Source organism: Candidatus Limimorpha sp. (assembly GCF_056203535.1).
The window spans coordinates 1-21,708 of sequence record NZ_JBADWU010000025.1 but is presented as its reverse complement, the minus strand read 5'-3'; the positions used below and the strand labels follow the sequence as shown (position 1 = coordinate 21,708).

Here is a 21,708-nt window from a genome sequence, read left to right as displayed (position 1 = left end):
ACAATTTTGAACATATTTAAAAAATACTGAAAATGAGAATTGTAGCGCAAAGGGTTTCAAGAGCATCGGTTACGATTGGCGGAAAACTGAAATCCGAAATAGGGAAGGGAATGATGATTTTGCTCGGCATTGAAGATGCTGACAATGAGGAAGATGTGGAATGGCTTTGCACCAAGTTGTCGAAGATGCGCATTTTCGACGATGAAAACGATGCCATGAATTTAGACATTAATCAGATTGAAGGTTCGTTTTTGGTTGTGAGCCAGTTTACGCTCCACGCCATGACGAAAAAAGGCAACCGCCCGAGTTTCATCCGTGCGGCCCGTCCCGAAAAGGCAATCCCGCTTTATGAATTGTTTTTGAGCAAGTTGGCTGTAATTTCAGGTCGCGAAGTGCAATGTGGCGAGTTTGGCGCCATGATGGATGTGGAACTGATTAACGATGGACCGGTTACGATTATCATGGATTCCAAGAACCGCGAATGATGGATTTTGTTACTTTTGCATCGTATATGGTTCTCAGTTATCGGTTTACAGTTTTCAGTAATCGGTAAACCGAAAACTGAGAACTGAAAACCGATAACCAATAGTTTAAGTCTTTGAATTTTAAATAATTAAATCTTTAAATTATACCTATATGGACGGAAAAAGATTAGAAAAAGTAAATAAACTGATATTGAAGGAATTGAGCGATATTTTTCAAAAGGAATTGCGTCCGGCCGTTCCTTCTTTGATGATGACGGTGACGAATGTCAATGTGACTTCCGATTTGTCGTATGCCAAGGTTTATCTGAGCATTTTCGGCGTTGACGACAAGCAGAAAGTCGTTGATGAAGTCGGTCAGAATGCAAAAGCCATTCGTGGCTTGCTGGGTAACCGCATCCGTCATCAGATGCGCGTGATTCCCGAACTGCGTTTCTATCTCGACGATTCTTTGGATTACATTGAAAACATTGACAATCTGCTTCATCCGAAGAAATGAAGACACCGCTTTTTATAGCGACCCGTTATTTGCTGGCGAAAAAAAGTCACAACCTTATTAATATCATCACTTGGATTTCCATCATTGGTATTAGTGTGGCATCTTTTGCCTTGATTGTTGTGCTTTCGGTTTTCAATGGTCTGGAAGATGTCATTTCTTCATTGAACAACCGCCTGACACCTGACATCCAGATTTCGTCTTCCGTTGGAAAAACGATTGATTTGCAAAGTTTTCCGAGCGAAAGACTGTTATCTATTCAAGGTGTTGATTATGTCGTGCCAACTCTTACTGAAGATGCGCTTTTCCGTGCCAACGACAAGCAGCATATCGGTCAAGTGAAGGGCGTTGGTGCTGATTATGAGAAGATTGAACGAATGAAAGAGGTCGTTTTCAATCAGGATACCTTGTTGCTTTCTGATGGAGATTATGATTTTGCGGTACCTGGTGCTGGCGTGGCTTGGTATTTGGGCATCAATGCCTACGATCCTTATTCGGTTGTGCGGGTTTATGTTCCCAAACGTGGTAATGCATCTTCAATGAGCCTTGAAAACAGTTTTAATTCGGGTGTTTTGAGCGTTCAAAGTGTTTTTGCCACCGAGCAGGAAATGGATGAAAAAATCGTTTTGGTTCCTTTTCAATGGTTGTCGGAATTGCTTGAATATGAGGATAAAGCGACGGAGATGGAACTCTTTTTGTCTCAAAATGCCGATGTGCGTAAGGTGAAAAAGGAAGTGAAATCGATGCTTGGCGATGGCTTTGTCATCAAGGATCAACAGGAGCAGCAAGAGACTTTATATCGCATCATGCATTCCGAAAAATGGGCGGTTTATGCCATTCTCACTTTCATTCTAATCCTTGCCACTTTCAATGTTGTCGGTTCGCTTTCCATGCTGATGATTGACAAGCGAAAGGACTCGGAAATTCTGAAAGCCATGGGCGCAGACAGGAATTTCCTTCAACGTGTCTTTATGAACGAAGGGCTTCTGATTTCTGTTGTCGGCGGCATTATTGGCTTGGTTATAGGCATTTTAGCCGTCCTTTTGCAACAACATTTCGGCTTCATAAAATTCGGTTCAGGCGGCGGAAATTATATTGTGGATGCCTATCCGGTTCTGCTGAAAATGAAGGATGTCTTCATTATTTTTGCCACAATTCTTGTCGTTGGCTGCACTTCGGCTTTCCTGACTGTCCGTCATGCCATGAAAAAGGAAGGCTTCTCCCTGAAGGCAAAATGATGAAAAAACGGAGTTGTACTCCGTTTTTTATTGAAATTTATGGAGTGGAAGTCCGTTTTTTACTCATTATTCCTGAAGATTTTTCCGGCCCAAAGTTGTTCAAGGAATTGTTTTGCAGGCCAAATTTCAACTCTGTTGAAAAGTCTTGGATTAGCATCTAATGAAACGACAATAAGCCGTGCTTCGGGATGTTCCTCATTGAATGCTTTCAGTCCGCGAAGATGCCTCGACTGCACTTCTTCACTCGATTTGATTTCGATGGCGACTTGTGCGTCACCTAAGACTGCATCCACTTCGTAATCGTTGTAAGTGTGCCAATAGGATAAGGCGTTGTCGATGTTGTGATAACCCATATAAGCGATGATTTCCTGAATGATAAGATGCTCGAAGGCGTGCCCGAAATCGGCAGAACCGGGTTGCATGGCCCGTCGCGATAGCAGGTAATTCGGAATGGCAACATCGAAATAATAGAAGCGCGGCGATTGACGCAGTTTCCTTTTCACAGTCTTGCTGTAAGCTGGCACCATATAGCCGATTAAGGTCTCTTCCAAAATGGCAAAATACTCTTTTACGGTCTTTGCATCAATGCCGCAGTCTTGTGCTATGTTGTTGTAATTCACCATTTCGCCATCGGTCAGGGCGGCTACTTCCAAAAATCGGTTGAAAGTCGATAAGTTTCTGACCAATGATTCTGCCTTGATTTCTTCCTTTAAATACACTGAAACGTAGGCTTGAATCATTGCCCAGTATTTGTCGTTGCGGGCGAGATAATGCCGTGGCAACATGCCTTGGTTCACCGCTTTGTTAAGGTCGAAATCAGGCAGTTCGGCACTGACGAAAGGGTATAAGAAGTTGAGCGTAGCGCGTCCGCCAAGCATATTGGCTCCGCTTCGGCGCAGTTTGCGTGCGCTTGAACCGCTCATAATGAAATGTAGGTTCTTTCTGACGATAAGCCATTGGATTTCATTCAATAAGGCAGGAATCAGCTGGACTTCATCAATGATGACCAAAGTGCCTTCCTCACACATTTCCAAATCTTGTCTCAGCAGCGAAGGGTTGCGCTGCAAACGCTCGTAAGTGTTGTTTTCCAACAAATCGTAGAACTTCGCTTCAGGAAATAGTTCTAACAGCAGCGATGTTTTTCCCGTTTGCCTTGCGCCAAACAGAAACATGTTTTCATCCGAAAAGTACGTCCTGTCCAATATTCTTTTTACCATAGCCATTTTATTTTGCGGCAAAAATATGAAAAAAACGGAGTTGTACTCCGTTTTTTATTGAAATTTATGGAGTGGAAGTCCGTTTTTTATGATTATTTATTGCCCTTGCTACGGTTGTGTGTCTTGCAAAGCATTTCGCAGTTGCTTATGTCGGTTGCTCCGCCGCGACTCCATGCTGTTACATGGTCGGCATCCATTTCGCTGTATTTCCAGATTTTTGTCCGGTTGGCATTGCTGCCACACGCACACAACGGACAGTTTGAAATGCCTTTTTCCTCGGCTTCTTTCTTTTGCTGTGCATATTTGGCTTTCTTTACCGGTTCTTCGAACAAACGAATCTCAAGCAGACGCTTGTCTTGCTCACCGCCAAGAACATACTCAAACACGCCGCTGCGTTTCACAAACACATCGGCATAGAGGGCACGAACACGGCTCTGAACTTCATCGGGATTGTAGGCCCGTGTGTGATAGGTTTCGTACAAACGCCCCCATTCCAAGCCGCGCATTTCGTTTTCCACATCGTTAAACACGCTGCTAATCCAATCGATTACGCTGGTAAAGTATGCCTTTAGTTCGTTTATGTTCGTGTCGTGACGGTGCTCGCTCATATAGTTGTCGATGGTTTTGCCTTGTGCTGCCGACACCCAATCTAAAGCGCACTCCAATATCTCTTGCCTGATGGTCGTGCCTTTAATGTAAGCGCTCCATTTCTGCACGTTGGCGTTTTGGCTGTTGCTGAATTCGGCCTTGGCAAGCGTGACAAATTCTCCGCTGAAAATGGCATTGCGCAATTCCTGCTGGTTGAGCGGAACGCCTGCAATGTTGATGGTCTTGAACCAGTCTTTTATCTCCTTTTCCTCGCCTTGGCAAATGTAGATGGTAAGCGGAGTTTGCAGTATCTTTTCCTGTTGGTCTTTTGCCAAACCGCTGAAATACTGCTCCATGCCGTCAATCTTAATGGCGAACTTGCCCGTAACGTAGCGTCCAAATGAGGTTATGCGCTGCTGGCCGTCAAGAACTTCGTATTTGCTTTCGGCTGGCTCGTTGAAATAGATAAGCCCCAACGGATAGCCGGCAAGTATCGATTCTATCACGGCCACATCGCGCCTGCCGTCGGCGTAAATGTAGTTGCGTTGGTATTCAGGCTGAATGGTTAGCGAGCCTGAAAGCCCGAACAGCCCTTTGCCCTCCAATTCGTTGTATACAAAGCCTTTGCAAATGTCGGCTATTGTAATGTCGGTTCTTAGTGTTGTCTTCATTTGTTATTGTTTTTTGCGGATTAATATGCGTCGATATGGTAATTCTATAATTCCTTCTTTTGTTATATAATACAAATCTCCATCTCGTAATCCCTTATTAATCTGTTTCAATTTTCTGTCATATGGTTTCAGCCCAAGTTTGACACCCGCGTCTCCGTGAGGATGTCCAATTATTTCAAATTGCTCTGGACAATATTTATCCATAAAACTAATTGGAACTCCCATAATTCCAGTATAATCTGAAGGTATAGCGTCAACATAGGGAACGTCTATTGCATCAAAATTATCATAATGCATATATCCTTTTCCTTTAATTTCTTTGTGCTTACTGAACTTTATATTGTCTGCCTGCGTCATAAGCGAAAGTGGTTGGTGGCGGCGTCCGTGGTCAATATTTGTAAACCAGCAGGTGTTTCCCATTTTTTGTTTTTCTCCATTTGGTGTGCAGTATTCTTTTGCTCCAAATTCCTTACCCAACCAAATTTGGTTTCCTTTTAGTAAAGGGAAAATTTCTTTCATACTAATGGCATTCATATTGCCAATAATCACAAACTGTTTGTCGGCCTCAACAATCCAAGCCAAAAACTCGCGGAACAATGAAAATGCCGGATTGGTAACAATAATGTCAGCCTCATTGCGCAAGGCCTTGACTTCGTTGCTGCGGAAGTCGCCATCGCCTTCAAGGTAGTGCCATTCAAGGTCGTTTATGTCTATGCGTCCGCTGTTGTTCGTATCGTGGTCGAGCACGAATATTTTGCCGTTTTTGCGCGTCTTGTTCTCGTCAAAGTTCGGACTTTGTTCTTCGAACAGCGTCAGTTGATAGCCTTCTTTATACTGCTTGCTTTCTACCGCATAGCTGGTGCTGATAAGCTTTTTAAGGCCAAGCGTTTCAAAGTTTTGGGCAAAATATTTGGTGAAGTTGCTCCATTCGGGGGCGTCGCAAGGCAAAAGCACCGTCTTGCCACGGAACACATTGGGATTGTATTCAATGTATGCGTTTATTTCCTTTTCTATGTCGGCGTATTGTGTGTAGAACTCATCGTTTTTTGCCGATTTTGCTGCGCCGAGATTGCTGTTTCCTGCCATAGTGATTGATAGTTTTGCGGCTATCAAATCACGCAAACGTGCAAAAGAAAGGCGTGAGCCTCTTGCACGTTCACCAAGGCAGCCCAGGAATGGAGCCTTTGCCGATTTCAAGAAAACTCACGCCGAAGCGCGAGCATTTCTATCATAAATCGGCAAGGTCAATTCCACGGAGAATTGCCTCAAATCGTTTCTGTTTGTTCTATTCCAAATAAGTTTCCTGGGCTTTTCGGGTGAACGTGAAACGATAGCGAATGCTTTATGTTTTAATTATGTTGTGTTATAACTCTCTTTTTTGTTTAGATATGTTTTGTGTTATTTCTGTGCAAAATTACTATTTTCCCCAATCAGATTCGTCAAATCGATGAATTCTTTCACCGAAAGCTGTTCGGGACGTTTGTTGAAGATTTCGTTATCGATGATTTCTGGGCTTAGCAGCGAGCGGAGCGAGTTGCGCATGGTCTTGCGTCGCTGGTTAAAGGCTTGCTTCACAATAGTCACGAATAATTTTTCATCGCAACCTAAGTCGGTGGTGGTGTTGCGCCTCATCTTTATGACTGCCGATTTCACCTTTGGTGGCGGGTTGAACACGTTTTCGTGAACGGTAAACAGATAGTCGATGTCGTACCAGGCCTGCATCAGCACGCTCAAAATGCCGTAGGTCTTGCTGCCTTCCTTGGACGCCATGCGTTCGGCCATTTCCTTCTGCACCATCCCGACGACTTCAACGACCAAATCCTTGTGTTTCAGTACCTGAAAGAAAATCTGGCTGCTGATGTTGTAGGGGAAATTGCCAATGATGCCCATATTCTGTTTGCCATATTGGTTGAGGTCGGCACGGAGGAAATCGCCATGAATGAGATGATTGCCTAACATCGGGAAATTCTCTTTCAGATAGTCGATGGATTCGGTGTCAATCTCAATCACATAGAACTTGTCCATGATTTCGTTGACCATGTATTGCGTGAGCACACCAGTTCCAGCACCGACTTCAATCACTGATTCCAAATCGGGAGATAACTGTTCCACAATGCGTTGCGCAATGCTTTGGTCGGTCAAAAAATGTTGCCCTAGGCTTTTCTTGGGTCTTACTTCGTTCATTGTTTGTTCTATTTGTACGTCAGGAGACGCGATGAATCGCGTCTCTACTGGATTTTCCGATAATTTTTCTTCGCTTGAGCGGTATAGATGCTTGTCGGGTATTCGTCAATCAGTTTTTCGTAATGTTGTGCTGCTGATGCTTTGTCTTTCAGGTTGTTTTGCTCAATCAATGCGGCTTGCATCAGCGCGGCATCGGCCATGTAGCTGTAGGCATAGCGTTCAACGATGCTCATGTAAATGTTTTTCGCCGATTCGTAATCCTTGTTTTTCTCAGTGATTTGCGCCTTGCGGAATAGGGCATGTGGAATGCTTGTTTCGTTGCCGTTACTGATGATGTCGTCGAGAAGGGTCAAGGCTTCATCGTCTTTATGTTGGAAAATGCGGTAATCGGCTTTTGCCAAACGGCAAAGCTCTATTCCGGTGGTGTCGGACTCCAGGTTGTCTTTGATGATGAGTGTCAGGGTCATGGCATCGTTGGCAATGAGTTTGGAAGTGGCGGCTTTCAATACATCGAGTTGCACCTGCGCCCAGGCAAATTCGCCGATGAAATAGCGCAATTGTGCGTTTTTGAAACGCGCTTCATGTCCCAACGGCTCTTCTTTCATGCTTTTGTCAACCTGACTGTAAAGCAATGTGGCTTCCCAAACTTCGTCTTCGTGAAGGTAGATGTCGGCTAATTTTAGTTTCAGCCGAGCCTGCTCAATCTTTCCCGTGGTTTGTTCCAAAGTGCTTTCTATCAAAGAAATGGCTTCGTCTTGCTGACCAAGTTGATAGGCCATGATGTCGCTTTGTGTCACAACCAGATTGGCGTATTCGTTTGCCCCGACTTCTTCGTAGGCTTCCGAAATGCGATTGGCAAGTGTTTCGTACGACTTTTTGTCGGTTACGTTTTCTGCTTTAAATTTCTGATAATCAGAATTGATGAGACCGATTAAAGCATCGGCATACAGCGGGTGGCTTTTGCCTTTTTTCCTTATGTAGTCGAAACCGTCGTGAGCGACATCGTATTGCCGGTTGTCCAAACAGATGTTGGAAAGACTGATGATCTGTGCTTCCTGATCGTTGCCGCGTCGGTCGATGCTTTTGCATTGTTCAAGGGCGATGTCGTAGTCTTCTTCCTGCAAGGCTAACCATACCAAAAGCTCTGCAAATTGCACGTTATCAGGTTTTTCTTGCGTCTTTTTCAGCAATGCGATGCGCAATTCATCTGTAATGCTTTTGTTCACATCGTAGAACAGCATCGATTGGAGCCGCATCTTGATGGACTTGTATTGGTCGGGATTGTCTTCAAGTTCAAGGAAATAGTAATGGAAGGCTTCCTGATAGTTGGCCATGGCCTGATAAATGTAGGCTCGGTCCAGGTTGAATGTCCGTCCTTCGTTGTTGATTTTGGCACCTTTCTCAAGGACAGCCAGAGCCTGTTCGTTTAAGTTTCTGGAACGCAATGTGTTGACGTAACTCTGAATGACGTTTGCGTTTTCGGGCAAGTCTTTCATAATCTCATTGAAAAGCTTCTCGGCCTTGTCTTTTTTGTCATTCAAAAGGTAAACGTAAATCAGGTCAACTTTGCTTTTTACTTGATTCGGATTGTCTTTAGTGAAGGATTTGAGCTTCTTTTCGGCTTCGTCAAGGTCTTTTAGCCGAATCAGACATTCGATGTATTGGTTGAAATAGTTAATCTGCTGATAGTCTTTGTATAGTTTCGCGTAGATTTCCTTCGCCTTTTCATAGTCCTGGTTCATGAAGCATTGGCTCGCCATTTGGTCATCGATTTGGCGTTGCTCGTTTTTTGGCGACTGCCTTTTCTTTGCCGATTCTTTGGCGGAAGAAGAGATTTGGGCATTTGCCGAAATGGCCAGAAATAGAAAAAACAATATGGTGGCAAAACGGTTTTTCATCACTGTTTCATGGCTTTTCTGAGCGAGTTCAGTTCGTTTTTCTGTGCGCTCAAGCGGTCGCTGAAATAGAGGACCTGTTCATGCAAGGTGTCGGCAACTTTCTGTTCGTCTGAAAGATAAATGTTTGCCAACGAGTCGTTGACATAGTTTGTCGCAATGTCGTCCTGAAGGTTTTCCAACTGCTGTTGCAGGTAGTCGAATTTCCGTTCCATGACAGGCTTCACTTCTTGGAACTGAATAAGGTAGGCTTGGGCGAGGTTGAGGGTGTTGAAATATTCCTCCAGTTTCTCTTTTGGCACGAACTGCAACATTGAATCGCAGAAATGATAGTCTTCATTGGCTTCTGCATAATATTCTTTTTCAATGTGTTGCATTGCCTTTATGTCGGCTTTCGCCTGTCTCTGCAACTTAAGGATTTCGGTAGTTGCCGATTGTTCTTGGCAGGCGCAAAATGCCAAGCTGATGAAGAATGTGAGGGCGATTTTGACTTTGTTTTTCATAGGATTTCTGATTAATCAAATGTAAGTTGCAAAGATACTGCTTTTAGATTAATTGTGATGGAAATGGCAACAAAAAAACCCGATGGGTCGGGGAGACCTATCGGGTAAAAATGTATGTTATGAATAAAATTATTATTCAGTGATTTGTCCTTCGACTGGGAGGACTGAAACGAATGACTTGTTGTCTCTTTTCTTCACGAATTCGACAATGCCGTCACATTTTGCATACAAGGTGTGATCCTTGCCAATGCCTACGTTCTTGCCAGGATAGTGTTTTGTACCACGCTGACGAACAATGATGTTACCTGCTACTGCAGCTTGTCCACCGAAAAGTTTAATGCCGAGTCGCTTACTAGCGGACTCACGACCGTTCTCGGAACTACCAACGCCTTTTTTGTGTGCCATATCTTTCTGATTTTTCGGGTTTTTTACTCTGTAATGTTATCAATTACGACCTTGCTCAGATACTGACGGTGACCGTTAGATGTCTGATAGCCTTTTCTTCTTTTCTTCTTGAAAACGATAACTTTGTTGCCTTTGCAGTGCTGCATGATAGTGGCTTCGACATTGGCGCCGGCTACCGTCGGGGCTCCTACTTTCGTCGAACCTTCGTTTTCAATTAATAATACTTTGTCGAAAGAAACTTTACTTCCTTCTTCTCCTTGCAGTCTGTTGACGAATAATTGTTGTCCTTTCGTCACTTTGAACTGTTGTCCTGCGATTTCTACTATTGCGTACATTTCTCGATATCTTTTAGATACTGATTCCTATTCTTTTTTTCGGACTGCAAAAATACACAATTTTTCGATTGAACAAATGTTTCTTTCATTTTTTATCATTAATTTTCAGTCCTTTGATTTGTTCGCTATTCGTAAATATCAATGAATCATTATTTTATGATGAATAATCTGACTATTAATTCGTTGCTTGATTAATGCTTTTTTCGGTTTTTGGCATTATTAATCCTTCTTTGAGTGTAAAAAAAGATTATTTTTGCCGCACTTTTCCCCTTAATAAAATAAGGTAATGACAGAAAACGAGTTGCAAATCATTGTTGAAAACGTAAAGTCGGGCGACAGGGAGGCTTTCAATAAACTTTTCCGCCAGTTTTACGCGCCTTTGTCGCGTTTTTGCATTCGCTTTGTGGCCGATGAGGATGTGGCCGATGAGGTCGTGCAGGAATTTTTCGTCAGATTGTGGACTAATCACGAGAGCCTTTCCATTAATTCTTCGTTTAATTCCTACATGATGCAGTCGGTGCGCAATTTGTCCCTTACCTATATTAATAAGGAGCGTTCCCATGCCGAAGCCAATCTTTCGGTTTATTCTGAGGAAGGTGAGGCTTTCGATGCCTCTGAGGAACTTCAAGGTCAGAATCTTGAAGATGCTTATCGTAAAATCGTGGCCGGAATGCCTGAAAAGCGTCGTGAGGTTTTCATGCTGAGTCGTTTCGATGGATTGAAATATGTCGAGATTGCTGAAAAGTTGAATCTTTCGCAAAAGACGGTCGAAGCTCACATGAGTGCGGCCATAAAACAGCTCAAGGAAGGCTTGAAAGATTATATTTGATTTTTTTTTTGAAAAAAATGCGTTTTCGACTAAGGGTAAAACGCGAGTTATTAGTCTTATAAGTGAATAAAGAAACAAAATGAGTAAGGTAAATCAATATGATGAGTTGATAATGAGCTATTTGGATGGGCTTTGCACTTCCGAAGATGCTCAGATTCTGCTTTCATGGATTGCCGAAAGCGATGAAAATCGTCTTCATTTTGAGTCTTTGAAGACCGTTTGGGAACTCACGGCTTTTGAAATGCCTGAAAACATTGATGTTGAGGCCGCTTTGGATAAAGTGAATTCGCGCATTGATGAGATTGAGGCTGAAAAAGCGAAAGAAGTTGCACCAACGGTGAAATTATCCTGGTATCAGAAGAATTACAAATATGTCTCCGGCGTTGCCGCTGCGGTTGTGGTTGCTCTGATAGTCAGTTTCTTCGTGGCGAAACCTTTCAGCACCAAGACGGTTCTGGCTTCAAGTGATTTCGGCGCCAATATGTCATGCGAGCTTCCTGATGGCACTACGGTGACTTTCGCTTCCGAATCGGAATTGACCTATGGAAAATCGTTTGGCAAGACTTTGCGTCAAGTCGATTTTGAAGGTGTCGCCTCGTTTGATGTGGCCAAGGATGCTTCAAAACCTTTCATTATCCGTTGCGACAATATGCAGATTGAAGTCCTCGGCACTTCATTCATGTTGAATGCTGACGATCAGGTTCTTGACTTGTATTCTGGCAAAGTGAAAATGAGTGCAGTTGATAAGAAAGGTCATGAAATCAGTTCTATAGAGGTCCTTCCTGGTGAACGTGGTATGTTCAACGAAGCCAACGAATTGGTGCTCGTTTCTGCCATGGATGTGAAGAAGGACGAACTGATGAAAAATCACGAGCTTGTCTTCAATGATGAGACATTGCGCGTGATAATCGAAACCGTGGAATACATTTACAACGTAAATATCAATCTTGCTGAGGCTCAGGCCGAAAGAAAGATTACGGTGCGTTTCACCGACGACCCAATCAACGATGTCCTTGAAACCATTGCCGCCGTCGCCAATCTCGAATTGGTGAAATCGGGTTCTACTTTCGAACTTCGCTAAACAATCTTTTTCCTTCATGTTTTTGTCTTTTTGACATTCATTTTGTCTGTTGATTTAGGTTTTTTGTAAATTAGCAGCCAATTTTGAAGTCAAAAAAAGAGGTTTGTGTATGGGATTTCTCTCAAAACATGTTGATAATCAAATGGATAAAAAAATACATATTGCGCTGGCAGGTGTATTCCTTTTCCTGTTTTTCAGTCTGATGATGCCTCGGCAATCGTTTTCACAGGTGATTGACCCCGTGATTTCGTTTTCCGTTGAGTCGTGTTCGCTTGATGTGGCTTTGGAAAAACTTTTTGCCGAATATGATGTCAATGTGGCGTTTAGCAAGGCCGAACTTTCGCAGGTTCACATTCAGGCTTATTCGTGTTCCTACAAGCCCATCGACGAGGTGCTGCGCGATTTGCTGAAAGGCACCGACTATGGCTTCAAGAAAATCGGACGGCAATATGTGATCAAGAAAATGCCAGCTTTTGTGCCCGTATATCCTGAAAATCACACCAATGACCCAGCCGTTCCTTCGGTGGTCGAAAATCATAAGGTTGACACGGTTTTGAACCGTCAAGCCGACACATTGCGGATTTTCGATACCTTGTTTGTGACGAGGATCCTGATTCAACGCGATACGGTTGTGAAGCAAAAGACTGTTGTTGAGCATGATACCACTTTCATTCGGAAACGGAACCCGATAGCGTTCAATTGGCCTTCGTTCCGTGATAATGGCTGGTTCGCCAATCTTTCCTACGATTATGCTTGGGGAGATTTGAAACAAAGTCTGAACGACCCTGATTTTGAGGAACTTTATAACCTTTATAATCAGTCGGTTGATTTGTCGCATGTTGCCACGAATGGCGTTACGGCAGAGGCTGGTTATAAGCAGAACCGTTTGAGTTATGGCATGACTTTGTCGTACCGATCCTTGCATTATCGTTTTGCCATGGATAGGACTGTGACGGAAGGCAATTATTTTGTGAACGATACTTTGGACACTTATTATGTTGTCAATCAGGTGTCTGGCGATACGTCTTTCTGTTATGTGCTCGATTCGGTGTATGTTCCGTTGGAATCGCATGACTTTTCGTGCCGCGAAGATAATCGCCTGAATTATTTGGGCGTTGGCGTTTTCTGCTCCTACGACTTGTTTGCGGCTGAATATTTCAGGTTGTTTGTAAAGGCAGAAATTTCAATAGACTTTTTATTGAATGCGCATGGTTCCATGTTTTCAATGGATAAACCGTTTTATACCAATGATTTAGATAAGTATGCTGAAACGGCGAAATACAATTATTCGTTGGGATTTGGAGCTGCCTTGAAGGTCGGAGAGCGATTGGAACTGGTGCCGGAATTGGATTACCGCCGCCATGTCGGTTCGCTTTACAAAACGGATTATCTGATTAATTTGAAGATGCAATCCGCTGTGTTGAAATTAGGTTTGACTTATTATTTCTAAGCAATGAACCGATTCGGATTGATAGGGCTGTTTTTGACGATGCTTTCTTTCTTTGGATTGACTTATCAGTCTGAGGCTCAGTGCTATGTCCCGATTGACGGAACGGTTTCAACAAGTCTTATTTTGCCGAAAATGGGTCAGGATTCGGTGTATTTTGTTGCGCAGTCGTTGCTGGTCGCCGACAACGGTTCGCTTTGCATTGAGCCTGGCGTGAAGATACTGTTTGGTCAGTCGGCGTTTTTGCGTATCGATGGTGGCAGCCTGGTTATCGAAGGCAAGGCTAACGATTCCGTTTATCTGCTGCCATACGAGTTATCGCATGATTGGAATGGCGTTCAGTTGAAAAATATCAGTTCAGAATCGATGTCGAGTATTGCATTTGCGGAAATGCGTGGTTCTCAGGTTGCTATCGTGGCTTCCAATTGTGAGGATGTCATTATTAAAAGGTGCGGTTTCCATAATTATTATGCAGGAAAAGGCTTGGATTTGACTGATTGCGACCGTTTTTTGGTCGACAGTTGCCTGTTTTCGCAATGCGTCTCAGGCGTTGAACTGAAATCGCAGGCACGCAATTGTGTCGGGAATGTCTTTTCGCACAATAATTTCGATCAGGGACAAATCAACTTGACGTTTTCAAATACTTCGTATGGCTGGAAATGTCGCGATAACTACGTCATTTCCAATTGTTTCCAAAAAGCATCAACGGCGCTTTATTTCGATAGGCAAGTCGGTGTGATGACCGAAAGCGGGAAAAATTATGTGATGAACAACGTGATTTCTTCCGGTTTGCCTTCGGGTAATATCGGTTATTCGTCGTATGGCATTCGTGCGGGTATGGATTCGCTTATCATTCGGAACAATATTTTCTGGAAAAACGATGAGGCGCTCAATATGTTGAATAACTGTCAGTTGGTCGTTGAACAGAATACTTTTTACGACAATGGGCAGACCATAACGGATTTGCGACCGAATGGAACGACTTGTTTTTCGGGCAATGTTTTTAGCGAAATGAATTCCACTTTGGCATCGTTCACTTCGACGGGCAATGAATGGCACTTCAACAATTTCCTCCATCACGAAAATGTCGTGCTGTTTGAAAACAATTCGGCAAATACGGTCAATATGGAGAAAAACTATTGGCATCGGACTTCGAATCAAGAAATAGGAAGATGTGTTTTTGACCAGCATGATAATCCAGAACTTGGTGAAATTGTGTATGATGACTTTTTGCTGGAATGTGATACGACGGCTCCGATTTCACCTCCGGCACATGTGAAGAAGCAGTTTATTAATGGCAATTGGAAGATTTCGTGGGATGAAAATCCAGAGACCGATTTCAGTCATTACATTTTGTATTATGGCGATTTTGATTTCTACAAGTTCAACCATCACAGCGAACCTGTTTATGGAAATTCCTATATTTTGCCGACTTATTTGGCTGAAAATGTTGCCGTTGTGGCTTGCGATAGGACATGCGACGTAAATGGTTTCATGGCGGCAGGCAGAAGTGCCTACGCTTTCGCTGATTTTTATCCATACGCGGGCGAAGATGCCACGATGTGCGCTCCGTCAAGTGGCTTTACGATTAGAGACGCCAGCATCCCTTATTCCTATAATAGTTTTCTTTGGCGCACATCCGGAACGGGAAATTTCTCTGATCCATTGGCACTTACGACTACATACTTTCCCTCTGCCGAAGATTATGAAGCGGGCGAGGTAATCCTTTCCATCCGCGTTACATCGGGCGATGATGTGAAGACTGCTTCGATGAAATTGCGGCTGTTTGGGCAGCTTATGGTCTATGCGGGTGCCGATTCCTATTCGGGAGTTGATAGGCCTATTCTGCTCGATGATGCTGATGCCCAGCACTATGATTCGATTTGTTGGAAAACTTGTGGCGATGGCTTCTTCATCAATCCTGCTGATTTACATTCGGTTTATTATCCTGGTGAGATTGAAAAGGAAAATAGAAAAGTGAAGCTTGCGCTTGATGCCTGGTCGTATTGCGGGCACGTTTCCGATACGGTCGTTTATGAATTGTATGAGGAATTTGCCTTGTCAGGAAGAGTTTGGCGCGGAGATTTTCCTTATCCGAATGCACAGGTTCTGGCAGTCGCCGTCGGTGATGAAAATAATTTTGTATCAGGATTTTACAGAACAGTTTCTGATGAAAATGGTGAGTTTGAATTTGGTACTTTGCTGGCCGATACCTACACCGTTTATGCTTTTCCTGATACCTTGGACTTGAGTTGTGGCGGTTCGTATTATTTGAATGATTTGCTATGGAACGAATCGAATTTGATAAAGGTGAATGGCAATGTGTATGACGTTGACATCAAATTGCCTGAGATACAGACAGCGTTTTCTTCGGGTAATGGCTTGATTAGCGGTGTCTTCGATTATCCGGAAATGGATTTCAAGGCTGGTGATTTCTATTGTCAGTCGTGGCTGCGCGATGGCACTGCTGCTTCTTTTTGTGTTGATGGCTTGTCAAATGCCTGCATTACTTTGCTCAATTCCACGAAGGAGCGTGTTCTGGGCTTTACCATTACCGATGAACGTGGACGTTTCTCGCTGCGCAATCTGTTGTTTGGCTCTTATTATGTCATGGCCGATTTGCCGCGTTATGGCCGAGGGCTTTGCGAAGCGGTCACTATTTCTCCCGATGAGTCTCAAATAACTGATTTGCATTTGTTTGTCAATCGTGAAAGCAGCGTCGCTATGCACCGTGGAAATCAAAATGATTTGAAATCGGTTTCGGTTTTTCCCAATCCTGCCGCTGATGAATTGATGGTTTCGGGTTTGGTGAAAGCGGAAAAATATCAGTTGATGGTTGTGAATATTTTAGGCGAAATCCTTGTTTCGGAAACGTGTTTTTCTGATGCTTCCGGAAATATTATGCTGTCAGTCAGTGATTTGCCGAAGGGGATTTTTGTCCTGCATTTGCAAAATGATGGTTCGGAAACTTGTGTTAGGTTTGTAAAATAGATGGTATGAAAAATAGGTTGTCATTGTTGTTTGCCGTTGTGTTTCAACTTGTTATCGGTTCCCATGCTTTTGCTGACGGAACGGTGACAGGTTCGGTGGTAGAACAGGATGGCTCTACACCTATTGTAAATGCTGCTGTGATATTCAATAGAGTTGATTTTCAAGGTGATACAGTTTCATATAGTTTTCTTTCCGATTCGACAGGCTGTTTTTATGGTGCGATGAATGTTGGTGTTTATCAGGTAGTTGCGTCAGCAAATGGTTATGCTGATTGTATGTTTCCTGATTCAATTGTAGTGGTTGATTCTTTGTTGATTGACCATATCGATTTCGTTTTGCATGAGTTGTATAGTCCTGTTCAGTATGTCATGGCGCGGCCTTTTGCCAATTCGATGGTGAAGGTCAACTGGGCGAAAAGCAATTCGGCTTTGGTCGAGGATTTCGAAACGGGCGATTTCTCGAAATTGGATTGGAACAATGGCATTTCGGAGTATCCTTGGGCAATTACGGAGACCAATCCCTATCAAGGCTCATATTGCATGAAGTCTTCGTGCGAATGCATTGGGTCAGGCGTTTCGGAAATCGAAGTTGTTGTTAATCTCCTCGTTGACAGTAGAATAAGTTTCTATGAAAGGATTTCTTCCGAAAGTCCTTGGGATTGTGGAAGTTTTTATATTGATGATGTGAAAATGGGTGAATATTCGGGCGAAAGCGATTGGCAGGAAGTTTCTTTCGATGTTGACGAAGGTCCTCATGTTTTCCGTTGGAGTTATGTGAAGGATGCTTCTTTTGATGTTGGCGAGGATTGCTTTTATATTGATAACATTCGCTTTTTCAATGCTTTGGCTAAATCTGAAACGGATAATCGTTCATTCCAATATTATCAGCTCTACCGCCGTCGTTTCAATGAATCGCCTATGCTTTTGGCTTCGCATTTGACGGATTCTTCATTTGTAGATGTGGGCTGGAACAATTTGCCTTGGGGACAATATTATTATGGTGTGAGCTGCATTTACGAAGGCAATCGCGGTGAATCGGAAATCGTTTGGTCGAATGGACTTGATAAGGACTTAACGACTGAATTTGAGGTGTTTGCCACGACAAATTCCGGCTTGATTCCTACTGGAGCAAACGTTTCCTTGGTTTCGTCCGACACTTTGGGCACCAATTATCATGCAACGCTCGACGAAGTGGGGCACTGCCTGATTAGTGAGGTTGTGCGTGGCGATTATTGGGTCACAGTTAGTCTGGCTGGTTATGAGGAATTTGTTTCGGATTCTTTGGTAAATGTTTCAGAACATGTTGATTATCAAGTTGAACTGATGGAAAAGAAATACGAATTGGATAGCCTTTATGTGTCGTCGACGGGTTGGGCTATATGGTCGATGCCGGATTCGTTGCTGCCTTCGGTTCAGTGTTTTGAAATCATGTTGGACACTGTACCTGTCTGCACGACTTCTGATCTGCATTATCAGTTGGCTGTGGATGATTTTGTTTCGGGCGAGACTTATTTGTTAAAGGTGCGTCCTGTCTATTTGTCGGGCGCTGGCAATTGGGTGGAGGCATTTTTCACCTATCGTTCCTGCTCTGATTTTCCTCCGACTTTGGATGGCTTGTCTGCTGAACGTATTCCTGAAGGTACCAGAATCTATTGGAATAATCCTCTGGCTGACAGTTTAATAGGTGCCGTTTGCTATCGTAATGAGCAATTTGTTGGTTTCACGACTGACGCGTTTTTCATAGATGAAGAACCATTGCCATACGGCGAGACTTGGTGGCAAGTGCGTTTGGTTTACGACGGTCAATTGCCTGAGGCTTACTATTCTATGTCATGCTTTGAGTCGGTGAGTGTTTACAATCCTTTGCTTTGCAATCCGCCGCAAAATCTGGAAGGCGAGAATTATTTTGACGATGAGAACGATTTCGGAGCCTTGATTTCGTGGGGAATCCGTCCCGAACCGATTGCGGAATGGCTTTATTATGATAATGGATTGTACGACACGGCATTAGGCGCCGACGGCATGATCTATTGGGGCATAAAGTTCGATGCCGCGGATTTGGCGGCCTATTCGGGGGCGGTTTTGTCGAAAGTCTCGTTGTTCGATATTGCCGCAGGCGCGTATCAGATTTGGATTTATTTTGGCGAAGAAATCACGCCACATACTTTGGTGCATTATCAGAACATGAGCCTTGATGGTTGCAACGATTGGCATACCGAAACGTTGACGACGAATTTGAATTTGCCTGAAAACGAGTCGGTTTGGGTGGTGATTGGTCAACATGGCATCACTTATCCTGCGGCTGCTTGCGCTGCAACGGGCAACCCGAATGGTTCTTGGGTATCGATGGATGGCATTGCATGGAACGAATTGTCGTATTACAACTTGGATTACACATGGATGCTTCGTGCTTTTGTGACCAATCAGTTCTCAAAAGCGGAAAATGATAACCTGTTGAAATACAATGTCTATCGCTCGTATGACAATCAGAATTATTCATTGATTGCATCGGTTTCGTATGACGAAAATGTCGGTTTTTACCAATATAAGGATGTGCTTGTCGGTGATGTTCACAGTGTTTTCTACTATCAGGTGAGGGCTGAATATGAATCTGGTTGCGAATCGGAACCGGCAGCATCTTTGCATAATCCGGCACAAGATTTCGTTGTAGTTGACGATGCCTGGGATTTGAATGAATACAGCCTTTCGCAAAATGTTTATCCGAATCCGACGGATGGAAAGATCATGATTTCGGGACAAAATATTAACCAAGTCGCTGTTTTTGATGCTTTTGGCAGAAATGTTTTCGTTTCCGATTGCAATGCCGATGAAATTCAAATTGATTTGTCGCATTGTGCCGATGGCTTGTATTTGCTTCGCGTCGTATCGCAAAATGGTACGGAAACTCACCGCGTGATGCTTGCGCATTGATTTTGTCGCGTCTAAAATCACTATCTTTGCCGCTCAAATTGGTAAAATATGATTTCTGTTCAGAACCTCAGTATGCACTTCACGGGTGAAGACCTTTTCACCGACATTTCCTTTTTGATTCGCGAAAAAGACCGTATCGGTCTGGTAGGCAAAAACGGCGCGGGAAAAACCACGCTTCTGAAATTGATTTGCGGTATCGAACAGCCATCGAAGGGCGATGTGATTATCCCCCAGGGCGTTACGATTGGTTATTTGCCGCAAGAGAAAAATGTCAATAGCGAAAAGAATGTCTTGGACGAGGCCTTGACGGCTTTCGATGAATATCATCAGTTGGAGCGCGATGCCGAAAGGTTGCAGCAGGAATTGACGGAAAGGACGGACTATGAAAGTGCGCAATATCAGAAGCTTATTGATAAGCTTACCAATTTGAACGATAGAATAGCAATGTTGGGCGGCAACTCCATCGAAGGCGAAGCGGAACGCATTTTGGTTGGCTTGGGGTTCGGTCACGATGATATGTTTCGACCGATGAAGGAGTTTAGCAATGGCTGGCAGATGCGCGTGGAACTGGCAAAGATCTTGCTGAAAAAGCCGAATCTCTTGCTTTTGGACGAACCGACCAACCACTTGGACATTGAATCAATTCAGTGGTTGGAGACTTTCCTGAAATCGTATTATGGTGCCATTCTGATGGTTTCGCACGACCGCGCTTTTTTGGATAACATCACTGTTCGTACGGTTGAAATATCCAATGGCAAGATTTACGATTACAAGGCTTCTTATTCCGATTATGTCGCTTTGCGTGAAGAACGTGTTGATATGCAGCGTTCTGCGTATGAAAACCAGCAGCGCGAAATAAAAAACATTGAGGCTTTCATTGAGCGTTTCCGCTATAAGGCGACCAAGGCAAAGCAGGTGCAGAGCCGTGTGAAGCAGTTGGAAAGAATGGAGGAAATCGAGATTGATGACATCGACAGCACGGCCATTCATTTCAAGTTTCCGCCTGCGCCACATTCGGGCAAGGTCAGCTTAGAACTGAACCATGTTTCAAAGGCATACGGTGAAAAACAGATTCTGAAAGATGTCAACTTATTGATTCCGAGAGGGGAGAAGATAGCTTTTGTCGGGCGCAATGGCGAAGGCAAATCCACTTTGTCGAAAATAATTTGTGGCGTTCTTGATTATGAAGGCGAGGTGAAATTGGGCCACGAAGTGAAGATTGGCTATTATGCACAGAACCAGCAGGATATGTTGGATATGAATAAGACTGTCTTTGAAACTTTGGACGATGTGGCTGTTGGCGAAATGCGCCTGAAAGTCAAGACCTTGTTGGGCTCTTTCCTTTTCCGTGGCGATGACATCGACAAGAAGGTGAAGGTGCTTTCGGGTGGTGAGAAGGCGCGTCTTTCCTTGGCGAAGATGCTGCTTTTCCCGACCAATCTGCTTGTCCTCGACGAACCGACCAACCACTTGGACATGCTTTCGAAAGACATTCTGAAAAACGCTCTGATTCAGTATGATGGCACCTTGATTATCGTTTCGCACGACCGTGATTTCCTGCAAGGCCTGACGAATAAGGTTTATGAATTCCGCAAGCCGAACATTAAGGAATACATTGGCGACATTTACGATTTTTTGGAGCAGAAGAACCTCACGCATTTGAAGGAGTTGGAGGCAGCAGCCAAGCAAGCGCCTAAGGCCGCTGAACCGGTTCCGCAATCGCAAAACAAGCAGAACTACGAACGCAAGAAGCAGTTTGATGCGCGTTTCCGAAAAATCGACAAGGAAATCCAGCGTTTGGAGGATGCCATAGGCAAAATGGAAGCGGAAATCGCTGAACTTGATGCAATTATGGCCAATCCTGATGCGCATCCCGAGCATAAGGTTGACAACGATTTCTATTGGACTTACGGCAAGAAGAAAGAGGAATTGCAGGCTTTGATTGACGAATGGGGCGAAAAACAGATTGAACGTGAGGATTTGGAGGCCGAATTTAAGGCGGGAGAGTAGACTTAAAAATTGATTTTCAAAGTCTTGTGTTACCATGTCTTTACTTGCATGAAAAATAAAAGCCGTTTTTGGCCTGTTGCAATAAATTCTTTTCTTATTTTTGTGCGGTTCTTTATCGCATTCATTGTTGGGTGCGGTGATGATTAAAGTATTGAAAAGCGTTTACTTACGCTCTGTTTGTGATGGATTGAAACTTCGCAAATTTCAGTCAAAGTCGTGGACATGGCAACTGTAGATGCCTTTCGAAATGTGTATATTCCTCATGTTCCTGACTTTGACTATGCGTCACCCTTGCGCTCATACGCGCACGCGAGGGCATCGACCAGCGACTTCACGGCCTTGTGCTGGGCAGATGTGTAGAGCGTCCTGAAGCACACCTTGCCATTTGGAAGTCTTATCTTGATAG

The 21,708-nt window shown here is 43.7% G+C and carries 18 protein-coding genes; 10 read left to right on the top strand and 8 right to left on the bottom strand.

Features of this window, described 5'->3' with window-relative positions; genetic code table 11:
• Window positions 1-32: 32 nt before the first annotated feature.
• The 3 genes from dtd to AC06MN_RS03030 all read left to right on the top strand — a co-directional run bounded on the left by dtd (window position 33) and on the right by AC06MN_RS03030 (window position 2,216).
• A complete protein-coding gene (gene dtd, locus AC06MN_RS03040; RefSeq protein WP_475670880.1) occupies window positions 33-485 on the top strand; it encodes a D-aminoacyl-tRNA deacylase in 453 nt (150 codons plus the stop codon).
• Window positions 486-636: 151 nt separating this feature from the next.
• Complete coding sequence (gene rbfA / locus AC06MN_RS03035; protein ID WP_475670879.1) at window positions 637-981, top strand: 30S ribosome-binding factor RbfA; 345 nt, start codon at window positions 637-639, stop codon at window positions 979-981.
• Window positions 978-2,216, top strand: coding sequence for an FtsX-like permease family protein (locus AC06MN_RS03030; protein WP_475670878.1), 1,239 nt, complete (start codon window positions 978-980; stop codon window positions 2,214-2,216). Before rbfA ends, AC06MN_RS03030 begins: the two co-directional genes overlap by 4 nt.
• A gap of 59 nt (window positions 2,217-2,275) precedes the next feature.
• Here AC06MN_RS03030 and AC06MN_RS03025 read toward each other — a convergent pair whose 3' ends face one another.
• The 3 genes from AC06MN_RS03025 to AC06MN_RS03015 form a co-directional block, all read right to left on the bottom strand.
• A complete protein-coding gene (locus AC06MN_RS03025) occupies window positions 2,276-3,433 on the bottom strand; it encodes an ATP-binding protein (protein ID WP_475670877.1) in 1,158 nt (385 codons plus the stop codon).
• 92 nt (window positions 3,434-3,525) lie between these two features.
• Window positions 3,526-4,692 carry an HNH endonuclease family protein gene (locus AC06MN_RS03020; RefSeq protein WP_475670876.1) on the bottom strand — a complete coding sequence of 389 codons (1,167 nt, stop codon included), beginning with the start codon at window positions 4,690-4,692 and terminating at the stop codon, window positions 3,526-3,528.
• 3 nt (window positions 4,693-4,695) lie between these two features.
• A complete protein-coding gene (locus AC06MN_RS03015) occupies window positions 4,696-5,778 on the bottom strand; it encodes an adenine-specific methyltransferase EcoRI family protein (RefSeq protein ID WP_475670875.1) in 1,083 nt (360 codons plus the stop codon).
• 38 nt (window positions 5,779-5,816) lie between these two features.
• Here AC06MN_RS03015 and AC06MN_RS03010 point away from each other — a divergent pair, with 38 nt between their 5' ends.
• On the top strand, window positions 5,817-5,990 hold the full coding sequence (locus AC06MN_RS03010; protein WP_475670874.1) for a hypothetical protein: 174 nt from the start codon (window positions 5,817-5,819) through the stop codon (window positions 5,988-5,990).
• Window positions 5,991-6,090: 100 nt separating this feature from the next.
• Here the strand turns inward: AC06MN_RS03010 and rsmA are convergent, their stop codons facing one another.
• From rsmA to rplU, 5 genes are all read right to left on the bottom strand, one after another.
• Entirely contained in the window at window positions 6,091-6,876 is a 786-nt protein-coding gene (gene rsmA, locus AC06MN_RS03005; RefSeq protein ID WP_475670873.1) for a 16S rRNA (adenine(1518)-N(6)/adenine(1519)-N(6))-dimethyltransferase RsmA, read from the bottom strand.
• Window positions 6,877-6,920: 44 nt separating this feature from the next.
• Window positions 6,921-8,774 carry a tetratricopeptide repeat protein gene (locus AC06MN_RS03000; RefSeq protein WP_475670872.1) on the bottom strand — a complete coding sequence of 618 codons (1,854 nt, stop codon included), beginning with the start codon at window positions 8,772-8,774 and terminating at the stop codon, window positions 6,921-6,923.
• Entirely contained in the window at window positions 8,774-9,274 is a 501-nt protein-coding gene (locus AC06MN_RS02995; protein WP_475670871.1) for a hypothetical protein, read from the bottom strand. The genes AC06MN_RS03000 and AC06MN_RS02995 overlap by 1 nt, the downstream gene beginning before the upstream one ends.
• Window positions 9,275-9,406: 132 nt before the next feature.
• Window positions 9,407-9,679, bottom strand: coding sequence for a 50S ribosomal protein L27 (gene rpmA, locus AC06MN_RS02990; protein WP_475670870.1), 273 nt, complete (start codon window positions 9,677-9,679; stop codon window positions 9,407-9,409).
• A 23-nt stretch (window positions 9,680-9,702) separates the two neighbouring features.
• Window positions 9,703-10,014: a 50S ribosomal protein L21 gene (gene rplU, locus AC06MN_RS02985; RefSeq protein ID WP_475670869.1), complete on the bottom strand. Its 312-nt coding sequence runs from the start codon at window positions 10,012-10,014 to the stop codon at window positions 9,703-9,705.
• A 286-nt stretch (window positions 10,015-10,300) separates the two neighbouring features.
• On the opposite strand from rplU, the gene AC06MN_RS02980 reads away from it, so the two are divergent.
• From AC06MN_RS02980 to AC06MN_RS02955, 6 genes are all read left to right on the top strand, one after another.
• Complete coding sequence (locus AC06MN_RS02980) at window positions 10,301-10,843, top strand: RNA polymerase sigma-70 factor (RefSeq protein WP_475670868.1); 543 nt, start codon at window positions 10,301-10,303, stop codon at window positions 10,841-10,843.
• Window positions 10,844-10,922: 79 nt separating this feature from the next.
• A complete protein-coding gene (locus AC06MN_RS02975) occupies window positions 10,923-11,924 on the top strand; it encodes a FecR family protein (protein ID WP_475670867.1) in 1,002 nt (333 codons plus the stop codon).
• A 142-nt stretch (window positions 11,925-12,066) separates the two neighbouring features.
• Window positions 12,067-13,374: an outer membrane beta-barrel protein gene (locus tag AC06MN_RS02970; RefSeq protein ID WP_475670866.1), complete on the top strand. Its 1,308-nt coding sequence runs from the start codon at window positions 12,067-12,069 to the stop codon at window positions 13,372-13,374.
• A gap of 3 nt (window positions 13,375-13,377) precedes the next feature.
• Window positions 13,378-16,362: a T9SS type A sorting domain-containing protein gene (locus AC06MN_RS02965; protein ID WP_475670865.1), complete on the top strand. Its 2,985-nt coding sequence runs from the start codon at window positions 13,378-13,380 to the stop codon at window positions 16,360-16,362.
• 5 nt (window positions 16,363-16,367) lie between these two features.
• Entirely contained in the window at window positions 16,368-19,292 is a 2,925-nt protein-coding gene (locus AC06MN_RS02960) for a T9SS type A sorting domain-containing protein (protein WP_475670864.1), read from the top strand.
• A gap of 48 nt (window positions 19,293-19,340) precedes the next feature.
• A complete protein-coding gene (locus tag AC06MN_RS02955) occupies window positions 19,341-21,302 on the top strand; it encodes an ABC-F family ATP-binding cassette domain-containing protein (RefSeq protein ID WP_475670863.1) in 1,962 nt (653 codons plus the stop codon).
• Window positions 21,303-21,708: the final 406 nt, after the last annotated feature.